The organism is Bradyrhizobium sp. SZCCT0231 (assembly GCF_018130245.1).
GTDB lineage: Bacteria > Pseudomonadota > Alphaproteobacteria > Rhizobiales > Xanthobacteraceae > Bradyrhizobium > Bradyrhizobium japonicum_F.
The window spans coordinates 281,295-297,003 of sequence record NZ_JAFCKP010000006.1; the positions used below are offsets into that span (position 1 = coordinate 281,295).

General features: G+C 61.0%; 13 protein-coding genes. 6 read left to right on the top strand and 7 right to left on the bottom strand.

Going from position 1 to position 15,709, the window contains the following annotated elements; genetic code table 11:
- Window positions 1-136 precede the first annotated feature (136 nt).
- A complete protein-coding gene (locus JQ566_RS17990) occupies window positions 137-1,234 on the top strand; it encodes a glycosyltransferase family 4 protein (protein WP_349643333.1) in 1,098 nt (365 codons plus the stop codon).
- A gap of 17 nt (window positions 1,235-1,251) precedes the next feature.
- On the opposite strand, the gene JQ566_RS17995 is transcribed toward JQ566_RS17990, so the two are convergent.
- Genes JQ566_RS17995 through JQ566_RS18010 form a run of 4 tightly spaced genes read right to left on the bottom strand, consistent with a single transcriptional unit; the run spans window position 1,252 to window position 6,009 of the window.
- Window positions 1,252-2,340 carry an acyltransferase family protein gene (locus JQ566_RS17995; RefSeq protein ID WP_212374036.1) on the bottom strand — a complete coding sequence of 363 codons (1,089 nt, stop codon included), beginning with the start codon at window positions 2,338-2,340 and terminating at the stop codon, window positions 1,252-1,254.
- Entirely contained in the window at window positions 2,337-3,443 is a 1,107-nt protein-coding gene (locus JQ566_RS18000) for an acyltransferase family protein (protein WP_212374038.1), read from the bottom strand. The genes JQ566_RS17995 and JQ566_RS18000 overlap by 4 nt, the downstream gene beginning before the upstream one ends.
- Window positions 3,444-3,452: 9 nt before the next feature.
- Window positions 3,453-4,790 carry a hypothetical protein gene (locus JQ566_RS18005; protein WP_212374040.1) on the bottom strand — a complete coding sequence of 446 codons (1,338 nt, stop codon included), beginning with the start codon at window positions 4,788-4,790 and terminating at the stop codon, window positions 3,453-3,455.
- Between the two features lie 7 nt (window positions 4,791-4,797).
- A complete protein-coding gene (locus JQ566_RS18010) occupies window positions 4,798-6,009 on the bottom strand; it encodes an acyltransferase family protein (protein WP_349643334.1) in 1,212 nt (403 codons plus the stop codon).
- Between the two features lie 477 nt (window positions 6,010-6,486).
- On the opposite strand from JQ566_RS18010, the gene JQ566_RS18015 reads away from it, so the two are divergent.
- From JQ566_RS18015 to JQ566_RS18025, 3 genes are all read left to right on the top strand, one after another.
- Complete coding sequence (locus JQ566_RS18015; protein WP_249139531.1) at window positions 6,487-7,158, top strand: hypothetical protein; 672 nt, start codon at window positions 6,487-6,489, stop codon at window positions 7,156-7,158.
- A 31-nt stretch (window positions 7,159-7,189) separates the two neighbouring features.
- Window positions 7,190-9,391, top strand: coding sequence for a Wzz/FepE/Etk N-terminal domain-containing protein (locus tag JQ566_RS18020; RefSeq protein ID WP_212374042.1), 2,202 nt, complete (start codon window positions 7,190-7,192; stop codon window positions 9,389-9,391).
- A gap of 395 nt (window positions 9,392-9,786) precedes the next feature.
- Complete coding sequence (locus JQ566_RS18025; protein ID WP_212374044.1) at window positions 9,787-10,074, top strand: hypothetical protein; 288 nt, start codon at window positions 9,787-9,789, stop codon at window positions 10,072-10,074.
- Window positions 10,075-10,117: 43 nt separating this feature from the next.
- Here the strand turns inward: JQ566_RS18025 and JQ566_RS18030 are convergent, their stop codons facing one another.
- Window positions 10,118-11,548, bottom strand: a complete 1,431-nt coding sequence (locus tag JQ566_RS18030; protein WP_212374046.1) for an undecaprenyl-phosphate glucose phosphotransferase — start codon at window positions 11,546-11,548, stop codon at window positions 10,118-10,120.
- A gap of 592 nt (window positions 11,549-12,140) precedes the next feature.
- Here JQ566_RS18030 and JQ566_RS18035 point away from each other — a divergent pair.
- Complete coding sequence (locus JQ566_RS18035) at window positions 12,141-12,878, top strand: metallophosphoesterase family protein (RefSeq protein WP_212374048.1); 738 nt, start codon at window positions 12,141-12,143, stop codon at window positions 12,876-12,878.
- 76 nt (window positions 12,879-12,954) lie between these two features.
- Here the strand turns inward: JQ566_RS18035 and JQ566_RS18040 are convergent, their stop codons facing one another.
- Window positions 12,955-13,233, bottom strand: coding sequence for a hypothetical protein (locus JQ566_RS18040; protein ID WP_212374050.1), 279 nt, complete (start codon window positions 13,231-13,233; stop codon window positions 12,955-12,957).
- A gap of 613 nt (window positions 13,234-13,846) precedes the next feature.
- Between JQ566_RS18040 and JQ566_RS18045 the strand changes: the two genes are divergently transcribed.
- On the top strand, window positions 13,847-14,107 hold the full coding sequence (locus JQ566_RS18045) for a hypothetical protein (RefSeq protein ID WP_212374052.1): 261 nt from the start codon (window positions 13,847-13,849) through the stop codon (window positions 14,105-14,107).
- Window positions 14,108-14,598: 491 nt separating this feature from the next.
- Here JQ566_RS18045 and JQ566_RS18050 read toward each other — a convergent pair whose 3' ends face one another.
- Window positions 14,599-15,018 (bottom strand): DUF5681 domain-containing protein, encoded by a 420-nt coding sequence (locus tag JQ566_RS18050; protein WP_212374054.1) that lies wholly within the window; start codon window positions 15,016-15,018, stop codon window positions 14,599-14,601.
- Window positions 15,019-15,709 lie beyond the last annotated feature (691 nt).

Here is a 15,709-nt window from a genome sequence, read left to right on the forward strand (position 1 = left end):
CACGATTCCGATTTAGAGTGGAAGTGAGTTCAAATCGTGGACTACACTCCAATCAACCTTTGCGAAGTGATGCAAAATGGATGCCTTGATGAATTCGCCCGCTCAGCGTTCTCTCCGTAACTCCAGGCGCTTGCGTGTGGCCATCTACGCACCGCATTTTGCGGAATATTCCTACCGGCTCGCATCGGGATTGGCGCATCATTGCGACGTACGCCTCGTGCTCAACCGCAAGGATGCGAACCAGCAATGGGAACTGGCCGATATCGCGGTGGCGGCGCCGTTCGAGACGCGGATCCGCGACCTGAGCCTGCGCCGCGGCGGCGCGATCGGCATCCCCGCATCCTTCCTCGACATAATATCGTTTCGTCCGGACGTGCTTCACTGTCACGAAGTTCCGGAGATCTACACGTCCAAGCTGATCCAGCTGCTCCGTCCGCTCGGCATTCCGCTGGCGCTGACGGTTCACGATGCGATTCCGCATTCGGAAGGCGGCTCCGGCACCTCGCCACGCGAAGATGCCTGGCGCGGGCGCATGCGCGCAGCCGCGTCGGTGGTCACCACGCATGGCGAGAGCTGTATCGCCGATTTTCGCCGCGCCTCGCCCGACTTCAAGGGCGAAACGCTCTCCAGCATGCACGGCGTGCTCATGGTTCCACCAGCCGGACGTGCGGCCACCGCGCCCGAAGCCGCACGCATCCTGTTTTTTGGACGGATGTGGGCTTACAAGGGGCTCGACGTCTTCATCGATGCGATCGATATCCTGGCCGGGCGCGGCGTGGCGCACGAGGCGATCGTCGCCGGCCGCGGCCCCGAGATGACGCGGCTCGGAGCGCGGATGGAGGCGATGCCGACGGTCAAGACCATCAACGCCTACATTTCGCCTGCCGATACCGGCCGACTGTTTCAATCCGCGACCGTGGTCGCCCTGCCCTATAAAGATGCTACGCAGAGCGGCGTGCTTGCATCCGCCTATGGCAATTCGCGGCCCGTCGTCGCCAGTGCCACCGGCGGCATTCCCGACGTCGTGACCGACGGCGTCAACGGGCTGCTGGTCCCTCCCGGCGACGCCACGGCATTGGCCGATGCGCTCGAACGCGTGCTGACCTCCAAGCCTCTGGCCGCGACATTGACCGAAGGCGCACGGCAGACCGCGGCCGGCCTCTTGAACTGGGACCGCATCGCCGAGCAGCTACTCGGATCGTATCACCGGCTCGCCGGTCGCACCGTGAGCTGACCACGACAGGCGGCCCCTCAAACCGATTGCTCGATCTGCGGCCGAAAGAACAGGCCGCGGATCGCGCCGTCCAGCAATCGCCTCAGCCTGACTTCGATCAATTCATAGCTGATCGCGCTTGCCACCAACGACATCACCAGCCCGAGCCCGATGAAGGCGGCCCACAGCAGCCAGCGGTCGACGCCGGCGGCGACCAGCTTCAGGCCGAGCACCTGCAAGGGGAAGAGCACGAAGGGATGCACGAGATAGAGGCTGTAGCTGATCTTGCCGACATATTGCAGGGCCGGCGTACTCAGAGCCCTCCCGAGGCCTGATTCCGGGGCAAGCACCATGCCGAACAGCAGAAATCCGGGAACGAGCCCCACGAACGGATGAAACAGCACCAGGCTCGCATACAGCGCAGCTCCGCAAGCCAGGCCTGCGAGCAAGCCGACGCGTCCCGGAATCGAGATGCGGAATCCAATGGCGCTGAACAGCATACCGATGCAGAAGAATGCCGTGATCGGCCAATGCATCAGGCAGGCGATACCCAGCAGGATCAGAGGCGCCGCCAGCAGCCTGCCCCCGGTGCGCCACATCGAGAACGTCAGCGCAAACCAGATGTAGAACGCCCACTCATAGGTCAATGTCCAGGCGTTCTGCTGGGCGATGGGCAGGCCGAGCGCATCCTGCACGAAGAACAGATTGGCCGCAAAGATTGCGATATAGCTGGTCAGATCGATCCCGCGGAAGAACTTGTAGGCCACGATCGGACCGATCGCAAACAGCGCAAGGTGCAGGACGACGAATACCGGCATGATGCGCAGGACGCGGTCGAAGAAGAACCGCGACAGTGACCCATGCCGCACCAGGCTCGCCGGGATCAGGAATCCGCTGATCATGAAGAACAGCTCGACGCCGTGCCCGCCGACATTGATCACCGATTGCAGCCAGGACCAGAGCGGCGGCAGGAAGCCGGGATCCGGGATGTCGTACATGCCTGCCTTCGGCATGTCGTAGAAATGGTCCATCAGCACGCTCAGTGCCGCGATGCCGCGAAGGCCCTGGACCGAAGGAACGAACGATCCATCATAGGCGGCGCCCGGCTGGTGCGGTGTCTTGATCACTCTGCGGCACCCTGCGTGCTGAGGGCGGGCTCGAGAACGACCGGCCTTCTTCGCGCCGAGCGGAACCTTTGCCCGAAGGAAATGCAGGGCTTCTCGACGAAGGCGTAGGTCATCCAGCTGACCAGGATCGACAACGCCAGGATCACGACCATGAAGATCGACCATCCCAGCGGCCCGTCGCCGAACCAAAAAAGGCGATGGATGACGACGATCACGAACGGCGACATCAGGTAGACCGAATAGCTGACCACGCCGACGAACGCCATCGGGCGCCACGCCATTCGCTCGCCGAACACGGCAAAGGCGATGAAGACCAGCGCTGCGCAGACATAAGCCGATCCGATCGAATAGCTGTAGAAGAAGTTCTCGTGATACACGCCTCCGAAACGCCGGTCGGACAGCGTGGCGGCGAAGACCGCATACAGCAGCGTGCAGACGGCCACATGGGTCCATCGCAGCTTGCCGCCAATGACGGTGTCGCGGATGATCTTGCCCAGGAACATGGCCGACAGGTTCAACCCGACCTCCATCACCGAGGAAACGGTCCTGTTCTCGACCAGGAGCGCAGCGGTGGTTCCGACCAGCGCGGCCGCAACGACGATCGTCACCGCCGTGAAACGCTGGTTCAGCAGCCCCATCGCAAAGAGGATCGTGCATCCGACGTAGAACAGCAGCTCGATCGCCAGCGTCCAGTAGAACACCCAGAGGTTCGGGACGTTCACGAAAGTCTGCAACATCGTCACGTTCGCGGCGACCTGCCCCAGCGGATAGACCTTCGACTCCAGCAGCTGCATCGTCACGAGCCCGACCAGGAGCGACGTCCAGTAGGCTGGATAGAGCCGGAAGAAGCGGCTGATCGTGAAATCCCGCACGGGCGTGGTGCTGTCCGGGAAGCTGAACGGAATGACGAAGCCGCTGACGAAGAAGAACAACACGACGCCGAACCGGCCAAAGTTCATGTAGTAACCGAACACGTCATGTATAGGCCAGTAATAGGCGCCCGTCGGGTGCTTTTCGACGATCACCTCGAACACATGCTGGACCAGGACCGACAACACGGCAATGCCGCGCAGCGTATCGATGAATGCGAGCCGTCTATGCATCGTTCGTTCTCACCTGCTCCCGCTCGCCGCCGGTAGATCCGGGCGGAAGTCTTCCAATGGTCGCATCGGCGGCCGCATGACGATTGGCACGGCGTCGGTCCCCCGCGCGGAGGTAGCGCGCCGAGAGAACACCTCGCTGAAGCTCAATGCGATGATCAGCAGGCCGGATGCCGGGCCGTAGTTCAGCACCGTGATCGTGAACAGGTTAACGACGAAGAGCAGCGTCAGCTTGTACACGTCGGTCGCACCGAATGTCGCCCGGAACACCATCACCATGAACGCCACGAACGGCAGGCCGAACATCAGGTACGTCCCGATGTAGAAATTGTCGACGGGAACCCAGAAATGCGCGAGCGGCGAGAACAGTTTCTGCGGATAGTTGAAGCAGCCCGCGCCGCAGCCGGTCACCAAGCCGATCGGCATGAGCTGGTTCATGTAGACGAACGGCAACTGCCAGCTGTTGTTGATGCGATCGACAATGCTGAACAAGGTCGAGTGCGGCACCGCGGCGGTACCGGAAGCGACCACGATCATGAAGAACGGCACGAAGATCGCGACGAAGGACCACTGCGCGATCGATCGGATCGCGGGGAAGCGCGATTTCTCCGGCAGCATCCGCACGAACACCAGCAAGACCAGGTAGAGCACGAGGACGATCATGGTCGTCTTGCTCGTGGTCAGCTTGATGGCATAAATCGCGATGGAACCGAGCAGGAGGCACCATGTCGTGCTCATGCGAATGGAGGTGATCGCGAACGATACGAGGATGAAGAAGGCGGCCATGGTGTTGTCGGCCGCAAAGCCCATGAGGCGCTGGTCGTCGCCGCCATAGGCCCACCACAACCGGCCGGCCTCGCGCACCGCGCCGAAGGACTCGTATTTGTAGCCCACCCAGGGCATCAGGTAGAATTTCGTCAGGAAGACGCCGATCACGGACAGATAGAAGGTCACCGCGATGACCGACAGTAGCTTGCGATACGAGCCGAGGCTCGAATCGCAGAAGCAGAAGCCGACGAATACAGGCAACATCATCTTGAAGGACGAGATCGCCGCGTTCATCGTGCCCATCATGAAGTAGCCGAGCACGAGCGACAGCATGATCTGCACGAGCACGAGCAGGGCCAGCGTGCTGCGATTGCGCAGGATGCAATGGACGAAGAACTGGACGAGGCACAGAAGCGCAACGGCGTCGGGCAGGTACCAGAGCGTGTCCACGTGATAGATGCTGGTATAATAGCGGATCACGCCGCCGAAGGCGTCACGGACCAGATAGACGCCGAGCGCGATCGCCTCGATATTGAGACTGATCAGCGTGATCTTCGGCCGGTTCAGCGCGAGGATGGTCATACCCGGCTCAGTTCGTCGGCCGCGCCGATGGCGCCGGGGAAGCCGAGAAATCGGACCTGCTCCCGAGAGCGTTCCGCATCAACCTGCCGCCAGGGATCTCGACGTAGAGATAGGTGAAGTGCGAAACCGCCAGCACGGCGGCCAGCGAGACGACGAGATTGAGCGTGGCCGGCAGACCGGCCCAGACCGAATCGAGAGCGGCGATCCGCCCGGCCCCGAGCGCGCGCACGAAATACTCGGCCAGCAGCACCACGAGCGCATGCACCATGTAGATCGAGTAGGAGCGACGTCCGAGCCAGACAAGCGGCCTGGCCACCAGCATCCGCGGCACCAGCAGCGCATCCGGAAAGGCCAGCAAGCTGCCGAGGAAGATCGCGAACGTCACCGGCGCGAGGAAGGTTGCCGCAGGATTGGTCTCCGCCACGGACACGAGGACGATGCTGGCGATCATGGCGACGAACTGCACCACGCCCTGGACGGCGGGGCCCGGCCTGGCCGGCAGGCGATCGACGATCCGCACCGTCAGCACGCCCAGAAAGAAGCTCACGAAGCAGCGCAGGATGCCGAAATCGGTCTGAAGCCCGAGACTTCTCTTGTCGAGCACGAAAATGATGAAGACGAGGCTCCCCACCGCAAGCAGTCCGCAGAGACCGTAGAACCACAACAGGGAACGCATCCGCTGGGCGAACAGGATGATCAGACCAAACACCAGATACGTGTAGAACTCGACGCTGATGCTCCAGCTCGGCGCATTCCAGCTGAGATAGTCGATGAACCCCATGGAGTGCAGCAGCAGGACGTTGAGCGCGAAGGAATAGGCGTTGTTCACCTCGAAGGCTGCCGGCGCGGCGACCACGACGCCCGCCATCACCAGGCTGATGCGCAGCAGGCGGAACAACAGATTCGCCATCAGCATGACGATGTGCAGCGGATAGACCCTCGCCAGGCGCCGTACCATGAATTCGCGCAGCGAGAAGCGCCCGAAGTCGCCCTCGACGTAGCTGAGCGACATGACGATCCCGCTGAGAACAAAGAACAAATCGACCAGCAGCCAAGCGCTTCTGAAGAACGAGCAGTTGATCCACGCATTGTGCGGGAACGCCGCGAGAAAAGTCGGCATCAGCAGAAGGTGGTGAATCACCACCGAAGTCGCGGCGATCCCTCGAATGCTGTCGAGCGGCAGGACATGCGCCTTCTCACGATGAACCAACTCCGTCACATCAACATTCCATAGCTATTGCACCGCAGCAGTGTGTATCAGGTCTCGCGCATGTTCAATCTCTGCGATCGCGGACTCGCACTCGATGCATGACGACCGACGATAATTTCAAACCTTGCAGATCATTCGGACATGCGAGCGCCAAGTTCATGCCACTTTTCATCCGATACGCGCGTGCGTCGGCGTGCAAGGCGATCAGGATGTGATGATTGCGCGTATTTGCGCGCAAAGTGTGCGCGAAATTCGGCGCTGTTGCGATGGAGGCTTTCCGCAGCGACATCGATTTGTCTGCGCGGAAAATCTTTTATCGGAGGGAACAATGACCGGGCGTCGTGACTTGTGTCGGTTTTGCGACCCGCGGGTCTGCGAGTGCCTGATATGTTTTCAAGTTGCAACATTCATGAGCGCGACATGCCAATCTCGCAGGCATTGTAAGTCGTGCTTTTGCAACCGGCGGAAAGCCGGACGACGTTATCGTTGTCGACGATCTGCGCCAGCTTTTGCGCCGCACAAAAAGATGACACAGTTACCTGCCAGGTTTCGCGTGTTCTCCCATTGCAACAGAAGCAAGGAACACGGATGGGCCGCGGACTAACACGTCGTCATGCACAGCCGCGATGGCTGCCGACTGTCTTGATAGGTTCTGCGCTGATCGTTTCGAGCGTCGATGCTTGCCGCGCCCAATGCGTCGAGTTCTCTGACCGCGCCTCGCAGCTCGAACTCGACACCTTCGTGAAGTCGCCGTCCTCGCTTCTGGAGCGACTGCGTAATGACAAGGAGAAGCTGAGATATCGGCTCGCGGCTCTCATCGCGACCAATCCATCGGTGTTGCCCTCCGTGCAGACGCTCATCTCCGCATCGGCTTCAAGCGATCGGTCGGCCATCGGCGGCGCGCTGCGGATTGCCGAAGGGCGGTGCACGTCGACGAAGCCTGACGCGGCGCGCAAGATCAGGGATTTCGCGCAGCGGATCGGCGATCTCAACGTGCAAGCAGGCTATTCCGCAGAGGGGGAGGACAACTCCGGCGCCCAGCAGGCCCAATCGCGAGGCAAGGGTCTTGCGCAGCCGGCGCGAGGCGGAGCCCTGCTCGACGGCGAATGGAAGACCAAGCTGGCCAACCCATTCAAGCCCGTCCCCCTTCCGAATTGATCAGTGATCGTCAAAGGCAGCGAATTAGCAAATGTACCAGCCCAGAGAACATTTCCAGTCGGGACACCGATTCGGCATCGAATTCGGCGGCGCCGTGCTCAGCTTCGAGCGCGTGGCCGATGTGCTGCGCCGCCAATGGCCGATCATCGCGGCGTGTGTCGGAGCTTCGCTGGCCCTGGTGATGCTGTATCTGGTCACGGCGCAACCCATGTATACGGCCAATGCCCGCATCATGATGGACACGCGCCAGGCGCAGGTGCTGGACAAGGACAGCAACACCAGCAGCGCCCTGATCGACACCGGCTATGTCGACAGCCAGGTCGAAGTCATCAACTCGGACGACCTGATCCTGTCCGTCGTCCGTCGCCTGAAGCTGACGGAGGATCCGGAGTTCAACGGCTCCAATCCGGGCCTTCTCTCCCTCGTCATGGGCAAAATCACCTCGCTGTTCGGCTCCGGCGAGCCGGCGTCACAGGAGCGAATCGAACATGCGGTGGTCGAGCAGGTTCAGAAGAACCTGCGGACCGAGCGCGTGCTGACGACCTATGTTCTGTCGCTGAACTATCGCGCGCGGAGCCCCGACAAGGCCGCCAAGATCGCCAACGCCATCGCCAATGCCTACCTGGTCGGCGCTCTCGAGGCCAAATATCAATCCACCAAGCGGGCCACCGAGTGGCTTCAGCAGCGCAGCCTCGAACTGAGCGAGCAGGCGTCGGCCAGCGATCGCGCTGTGCAGACCTTCAAGGCCGAGCACAACATCGTCGGAACCAGCCGCGGCCTGATGTCCGAGCAGCAATTGTCTGATCTGAATACCCAGCTGGTTCAGGCCCGGGCCGCGACGGCCGAAGCCAAGGCCCGGCTCGACCGGATCGAGGCGATCTCCGACCAGGATCTCGCGCAGCCGACGGTGACGGACGCGCTCAACAACTCGGTCATCACCCGCCTGCGCGCCCAATATCTCGACCTCCAGGCCCAATATGCCGACTGGTCCAGGCGCTACGGCAAGACTCACCTTGCGGCGGTCAATCTGGCCAACAAGATGGAGGAGCTGCGCAAGAACATCGCGGATGAGCTACGTCGGATCGGCGACGCCTATCGCAGCGACTATGAGATCGCAAAGAGCCGCGAGGCCTCGCTCGAGAAGAACGTGAAGGAGCTCGTTGCCCAAGCCGGCCACACCGGCCAGGCCGAGGTCAAGCTGCGCGATCTCGAAAGTGCTGCCGACACCTATCGCAATCTCTACAACAACTTCCTCGAGAAGCTGCAGAGCGCGACGCAGAATCAGAGCTTCCCGCTCAGCGAGTCGCGTCTCATCAGCACCGCCACCAAGCCGGATCGCAAGAGCTCGCCGCGCACCGTCCTGGCACTGGTTGGCGGCCTGGTGGGCGGCCTCTGTCTCGGCTTCGGCGTCGCATTTGCGCGCGAACTGCTGAGCGACGTGTTGCGGACCCCCGGCGAGGTCGAGGACGAGCTCGGCGTGAAGTGCCTCGGCGTCCTGCCCGATATCGGTCCGGCCGCGAAGACCGGCGCATCCGATATATCTCGCTATGTCGTCGATCATCCATTCTCGCGGTTTGCCGAGACGTTGCGCAACATCAAGGTATCGATCGACGTTGCGCGCCTGACCCGCGAGATCAAGGTGATCGGCATCGTCTCTTCCCTTCCCAAGGAAGGAAAAACGACCGTCGCCGCGAATTTCGCACAGTTGATCGCCCTCACGGGGCATCGCACGGTGCTGATCGACGGCGACCTGCACACGCGCTCGCTGACGCGAGAGCTCGCGCCCAACGCCAAGAGCGGACTTGTGGAGGCGCTCAACGACCCCGGGAGCCTCGGCTACCACGTGCAGCGGAGCAAGGAGACGGGACTGGATTTCCTCCCCTCCGTCGTAGCGTCCCGCATGGTGAATTCGGCCGACGTCATTGGATCGAAGGCGATGGCCGAGCTGCTCAAGGTGCTGAGAGAGCACTATGAGTATATCGTGATCGATCTTGCCCCGGTGATGCCGGTGGCGGACTCCAAGGCCGTCAGCCTCCTGATCGATGCCATGGTCTACGTCATCGAATGGGGACAGACGACACGAAGCGCTCTTCAGGAGTCGGTTTCGGGGTCGGAGGTCCTCCAGAAGAAGCTGCTCGGCGCCGTGCTCAACCGCGCCAACCCGAAGATGCTCAAGCGCATCGAGGCCTACAAGGGCAAGCACCACAACAGCTATTACGTCGAGCACGCCTAGGCGCAGGCGCGGCGACGCGCTTTAGCCGAACTGGGACGATCTCGGGCCCGCAGCCGTTTGGCAGCGGGCCTTATTCTTGATTAGCGGAATTGCCGCGCGAAAGGCGATCGAGTGCGCCGTCGCGCAACGAGACAGCGCGAGCCCGTCGGGCGGTCGGAGATTGTGCCAGGCACGCCCGGGCCACCGTATTCGTCCGGAATCCACAACTTGCAGTTATTGCTCTAGCCAAAAGCAAGGATTGACGAAGGCGGAGCGCCATTGGCAAACCATCTGTCGTTAACACGAGATAATCCGGGCTTGATGCCTCAAAATGCCGAAACTTTAGGCATCTTTCCTTCTCGGTTCCCTGAGGCTAATCTCGGCCCATACTCGCAGCTGTTTTCCGGTGAGCTCGGATGCTGATCGTCCTTACGATTTTGACTATTTGGGTTCTGCTCAACATTCTCTTCGTGTTGATCGTGGTTCCCCCACGCAAGCCGCTTCGGCTGCCTGTGGCGACGACGCTCTCACCGGCGCCGATCGACTCAAGCCGGCGCGAGATCGAGCAGGACGAGCCCTTCTCGATTCGCCACGTCATCGCCTCCGTTGCAATGGGCGCCTTCTTCGTGCTCGTGCCGCCGCTGCTGGCGCTGCGCGACGCGATCATGCGGCTCTTCGGCAAGCCGCCGCGCAATGGAACCTGAAGCCCTCGGGTCGAAGGCTCCGGGCAATAGAGAAATCAAGCGACTAATAGGCTTCCTGGAACATCACTGCGGACGCTGTGCGGGCCATGATCTTCAGGTCGAGCCAGATGCTCCAGTTGCTGACGTACCAGACGTCATATTCGACCCGCTTCTCCATCAGATCGATGGTCGGTGTTTCCCCCCTGAATCCGTTCACCTGAGCCCAGCCGGTCAGGCCCGGCTTCATGTGATGGCGGTAGACGTACTTGCTGATGAGCTCGTCGTAGTAGTTGTCATGCGCGAGCGCGTGCGGACGCGGTCCGACCAGTGACATGTCCCCGCGCAGCACGTTCCAGAGCTGCGGCAGCTCGTCAATGCTGGTCATGCGCAGGAAGCGCCCGATCTTGGTGACCCGCGCGTCCCTCTTGGTCGCCTGGGCGATCGTTTCGCCGTTCTCGGAAACGGTCATGGTGCGAAACTTCCAGATCTCAAATGGCCTGCCGTTGAAGCCGCGGCGCGACTGCCGGAATATGACGGTTCCAGGTGAATCCAGCTTGATCAGCACGGCGACGGTCAGCAGCAGCGGCGTCAGCAGCACGAGCGCGAACAGAGCGACGCCGACGTCGAGACAGCGCTTTTGCAGCCGTTCGAGAATCGTGAGCGGCGGCCGCTGGATCTCAACCGCTACGGTTCCGCTGACCGGCAAGAAGGGACGGGTCACGAGGTCCGCAACAGGGTCGTCCGGCAGCAGGCGAATGGGCTGCGGGACGGCGCGCAGGTACGGCCCCAGCTTGCGCAGCATCGGCAATTCGTTCCAGTCGATCGCAAGCAGATACTCGTCGACATCAGCCGAGCGCGACTGACGGATGACGTCGCGAATCTGTCGCTCCCATTGGCCATCATCCCGGTCGTCTCCGAGCACGAAATGGCGCATGACGTCGAAGCCATTTCTCCGCAGATCCTTGAAGCGGCTCGAGGTGAAGTCGAGCGGCTTCAGGCTGAGCAGGATCACCTTGCGATCGACCAACCGGCTTCGCGCAAAGCTCGTGCCGAACACGGCCTGCCAGCCGAAGCGGAGGCTGATCAAGCCAAGCCCGCCGATCACGGCGAAGACGATGACGGTGCCGCGCGAAAGATTGTCGGTCGATTTCAGCAGGAACGCCGCAACGGCAAGGATCGTGAGCGACGTCAGCCAAATAAACACCGCCATTCGAAGCTGCCACACGAGATTGAGCAGGCGGTGCGTGGAATAGACGTCGCGGAAATAGGCGATCCCGACGAACACCACGCCGACAAACAACCCGGCTCCCACCGATGCGCCGTCGGGAGGCGAAGCGACCGCCATGCCATACAGCGAAGCGCCGGCAGCATAACTCAGCAGGATCAACAGAAAGTCAGCAGCGATGACGACGATCTGGAAGGGCCTCTGAAGAGCGCTGCCGCGCGCGGATGACAGCACATGAGCGTTTTCAGAACCATAAGTTGCAACAGCCATTCGAACCTCTGCTTATCGAGAGTGCCTGACGCTCATCGTGATGCTGAAGACTCGTCAATTCCCCGCACGGAAAGTGTTGATTGATCGCAGCGACATTGTGGCGCTGCACGCAAAACTTTTGCGGCGCACGAACGATGCGTCGTGTTGAAATACGCGGCGAAATTCGACGCGCTGAAAATGTCGTCACAGTGCTGACATACGAGCGAACCGACTGCCCTATTTTGAATCAAGTTCCGCACTCGATGCGTCTCTTCGCTCAACTTTGAGGCGCTGCGTTGCTCCCGCCGAAAGCACATCGAGTCGGCTGCGAGAATCTCTTCGGATTTCTATCTATGGGTGCGTACAAAGATTCACCGCTGAGTCATGCAGACTTGCCGCACGCTTCGGGGCAGCGATGCAATTCCTGCGGACCGATCTTGTTCCTACGGTCCGCCACGAAACAAGGTCGGCATAAAATGCCGCCCTTCTTTTGGCATGATCCGGTTGGAGAACAAGTTGCGGCCTCACCGAACTCGGGTTGTTCGTGTTGGATGGAAGCTCTCCGGTGCCGACGACTTGGGGATTTTTTCGACCACCCGATCGATTGAGCGCCATGAAATCTCTCGCGCGACCACACCGGTCCCTCCCCAAACCGCAATTGCCGGACGGAGTCCGCATCTATGCGATCTCGGATATTCACGGCTGCGCGCATTTGCTCGAGCCCATGCTGCGGGTGATCGACGCCGACGTTGCCTGCAGCCGGCCGCGCTATGCTGTCGAAGTCTTCATGGGCGATTACATCGATCGCGGCCCGGATACCCGCGCCACCCTCGACATCCTGGTCGAACGGAGCCGCCGGGGAAATGCGGTTTTCCTCAAGGGCAATCACGAGGCCTTTCTGGTGAGGGTGTTCGAAGACCCTTCACTGTTCGAGGACTGGATTGCCTTCGGCGGGACCCAGACATTGATGTCCTACGGGCTTGCCCCGCCGGATCTCAAGCGCGACGAGCCGGCATCGATCCTGCGCGACTTGATTCGCGCCATGCCGGCCGAGCATCTGGAATTCCTGGACAACCTGCGGCTGAGCTTCAGTTGCGGAGACTTCTTTTTCGTCCACGCCGGCGTTCGCCCCGGCGTTCCATTGGCCGAGCAGACGGAGCGCGATCTGCTCTGGATTCGCGAGGAATTCCTGCGGAGCGAGGAGCAGTTCGGCAAGTATATTGTCCATGGTCATACGCCGGTGCGCAGTGCGGAATTCATGGCCAACCGTGTCAACATCGACACCGGCGCCTATGCCACCGGCAACCTCACCCTGATGAGCATCCAGGGAAGCCGCATGCTCGCGGTGTGATAGGGAGCCCACGCCTGCCACCGGCGGGTGAAATGGATTCGCAGCAACGATGGAGTGCCCTTGGTGCTATCATGCTCTAGTTGAGCAAAGACGGCTTCTCCAGCCGCGCACGCGTCTTGGCCATCCAGTCGCTCCAGGCTCGTTCGTGCTTGACGTAGAGTTCCACCCAACGTTCGCCATGCTTGGCCTGACCGACGCGAGCCGCCTCCCCAAGCAGGTCGGCGCCAGGGCGGGTGTCCGGCTTGTCCAGCGCTTCGAACTCGATGGTTTCCGAGATCGTCAAACCAACGAGCACGCGCTGTCCGGCACCGTCCACGATATAGCGTCGCGGCGCATCCTTCTTGGGCTCACTCATTTCATCATGTCCCATCGTTTCAGTGCTGGAATGCCGCCAACGAGTGGGACGATGCCTAGAAGGCTCGTCGGGCGTGGCCGAACGTCGAGGTGGGAGCGGGCCGGGACGTCCGGCGTGAGGGGCCGCAGGATGCGTTCACGATTCTTCGTTGGACGCGCCAGGCGCGCAGCGCGTATCCCAGAATGAGGCCAGCACCAAAAATAAAAGCGGAGACAAACGCGGAAGTCATGGGAGTCGTCCTGGATCGTACCACTCCTATCAAGAGCGAGCAGTGTGTCGACATCATGGTTCTTGAGGACTCACGGGCGCTGAAAGATTGTTCAAAGTTGATCCCTTCTGCGCATGCAGCGCGTGCCAGATCTGCCTACCTCCGCCGCATCTCGTCTCGGCCGGCGGTGATCACCGAACGCTCTATCTGGCGACCGCTCTATATATGAGAGACGTGCTCGCGGCCTGAGACGTTCAGGCCCATCGCGGTCGAGCAGGCGTGCGTCGGCGAGACCGAGCACCTCCACGACGGGGAAATTTCGCGTCAACCGGTTAGCCCGTGCCCTTGCAACCGTCCGGAGCCCGTCGCATTATTGCGCGTCGCATTTCATGAGGGATTCATCCAATGAACTTCCGCGCCGCTATTCCATCCATTGCCCTGTCCGCTCTCGGCCTCGCCTTGACGGCATCCATGGCGCCGGCTGCCGAGCTCTCCGTTGCCCCGGCACGGGCGGCCTCCGTCCAAGGCGGACTTGTGCTGTGGGATAATGTTTATCCGCCCGCGATCTATGGCCCCCAGCTTCGCCCCGCCGCAGAAGTCGCAGCCATGAAGGCACAGGCACGGCCGGTGTCCCAGCTCTGGTGGGGATATTGGTACGTGCGCTGACGCGCCGGAGCGATTGGCTAACCGCAACCCAGACGCCCGCAATCATCAACCGCCGCGCCGAGCAAACGGTAGCGGCGGTTCTCATTTGGGCTGCTGAGAAGATTGCCACGTCGGGCGCGACGGTTCGGGCCTGCATCGCCAGCCTGTCGAGCCTGACCTGATGCGCCTGATAAAAAGCCGCGTGATCCCGCGGCCAGGCCGCCACGCCGGAGAAAACGGCGACCTTTGAGTAGCTTACGAGGCGGCAGCGAAGCGCGGCGGCGACGTGAACAGGTCTCTGAACAGGAGGCGATCAGGGCTCTTACAAGGTCTTAGCAGGGCGCTAGCAGGCTCGACGCAGGCGCGAAAATCCGCACAAGGTTGAACGGCGGTATATTTGAGAGCGTCGGCCGGATTTGCCGGTGACAAGAACAAGCCAAACTAAAAAGAGGAGTGCAATAATGCACTCCTCTCGCAATCAGCTCAAAAGCGGCTGTTAGCGCCGAATCAGACTAAATCGGATAATAATGCCGATCTATAGTCTGCTTCAGCAGGCTTAGTGCCCTCTTAAATTCGTCTGTGACGTCCTCGGGGAACTGACGCAAACGGTCTTCGCTTTCGACAATGACGCGCAGATTCTCGAGCTGCTGGTTGGCGTACTCGACGATAAACCGATCCTTCCGCTTATAATACTGTGCCATAGCGCGCGGATCGCCTGTCGCCGCCTTAAAGATCAGCTGCTTGTCTATTGCGACACGCGCAGGGACCATCTCGCGCTTATTTCCGACGACGATCGGCACCAGCGTCTCCTCGGCTTCGAAGAAGTCGCGGCGGACCTGATCGTCCGAGATAGGATGCCGCTGCTTCCGCGGCCGCCCCCTCGGATTGCCAGTCGTCCCCTTTTCAAACTGTCCCTTACGATTACGAGCCATAGTGAGCCCCTCGAGTCTTGATTGATGACTTCAGGAGGACACTGACCCAAACAAAAATGGCGTGGCCTCCGGGTTTGCCAAATCCCTGCAAGCAGGAATTTGGACCCATCAGGCGTCACGCCATCATTTACGCACTACTTGCCCGGCTTGTGCATCACGCAAAACCCACATGGGCTCAACCGAAGCTCTGGTGCGAGGTGACTTCTTTATAGCTCAGGCCAGCGGTGTAATCAACAAATGCGAGCATTCTTGAAAAGCGCCATGCGCTGGTCGAGCTTGGGCGCTCTTCATCTCAACACATCGATCGACATCGATGACCAGCAAACGACTCCCGAGCAGAACCTGCGAGCACGTGGAAGCGACGAACAAGAGTTGCCCAGATCGCGTCGACCGCTTGTGGTCCTCCCGCGTTCTTCGGACCCCAATCGCCGGTATGAGGGACGCCGTCGATCTCCGTGGCGCCCGTCCTTGTGTGCGCAAGGGGGAATGAGGCGTCCTGCCATCGCAGCCGTCCCAAGCCCCAGGGCTGACGGGTCGAAGTTCCAACTCCCGCCGTCATACAGGTGCAAATGACCATAGCGGCCGCCGGCCTCGGCGCGGCGCTTTGCGACCAGCACGGCCATCGCGGCCTCTCTATCCATTCCCTGCCTTCCCGCGAATAACCAGCATGCTTCTGATTGCTTGTTTTCCA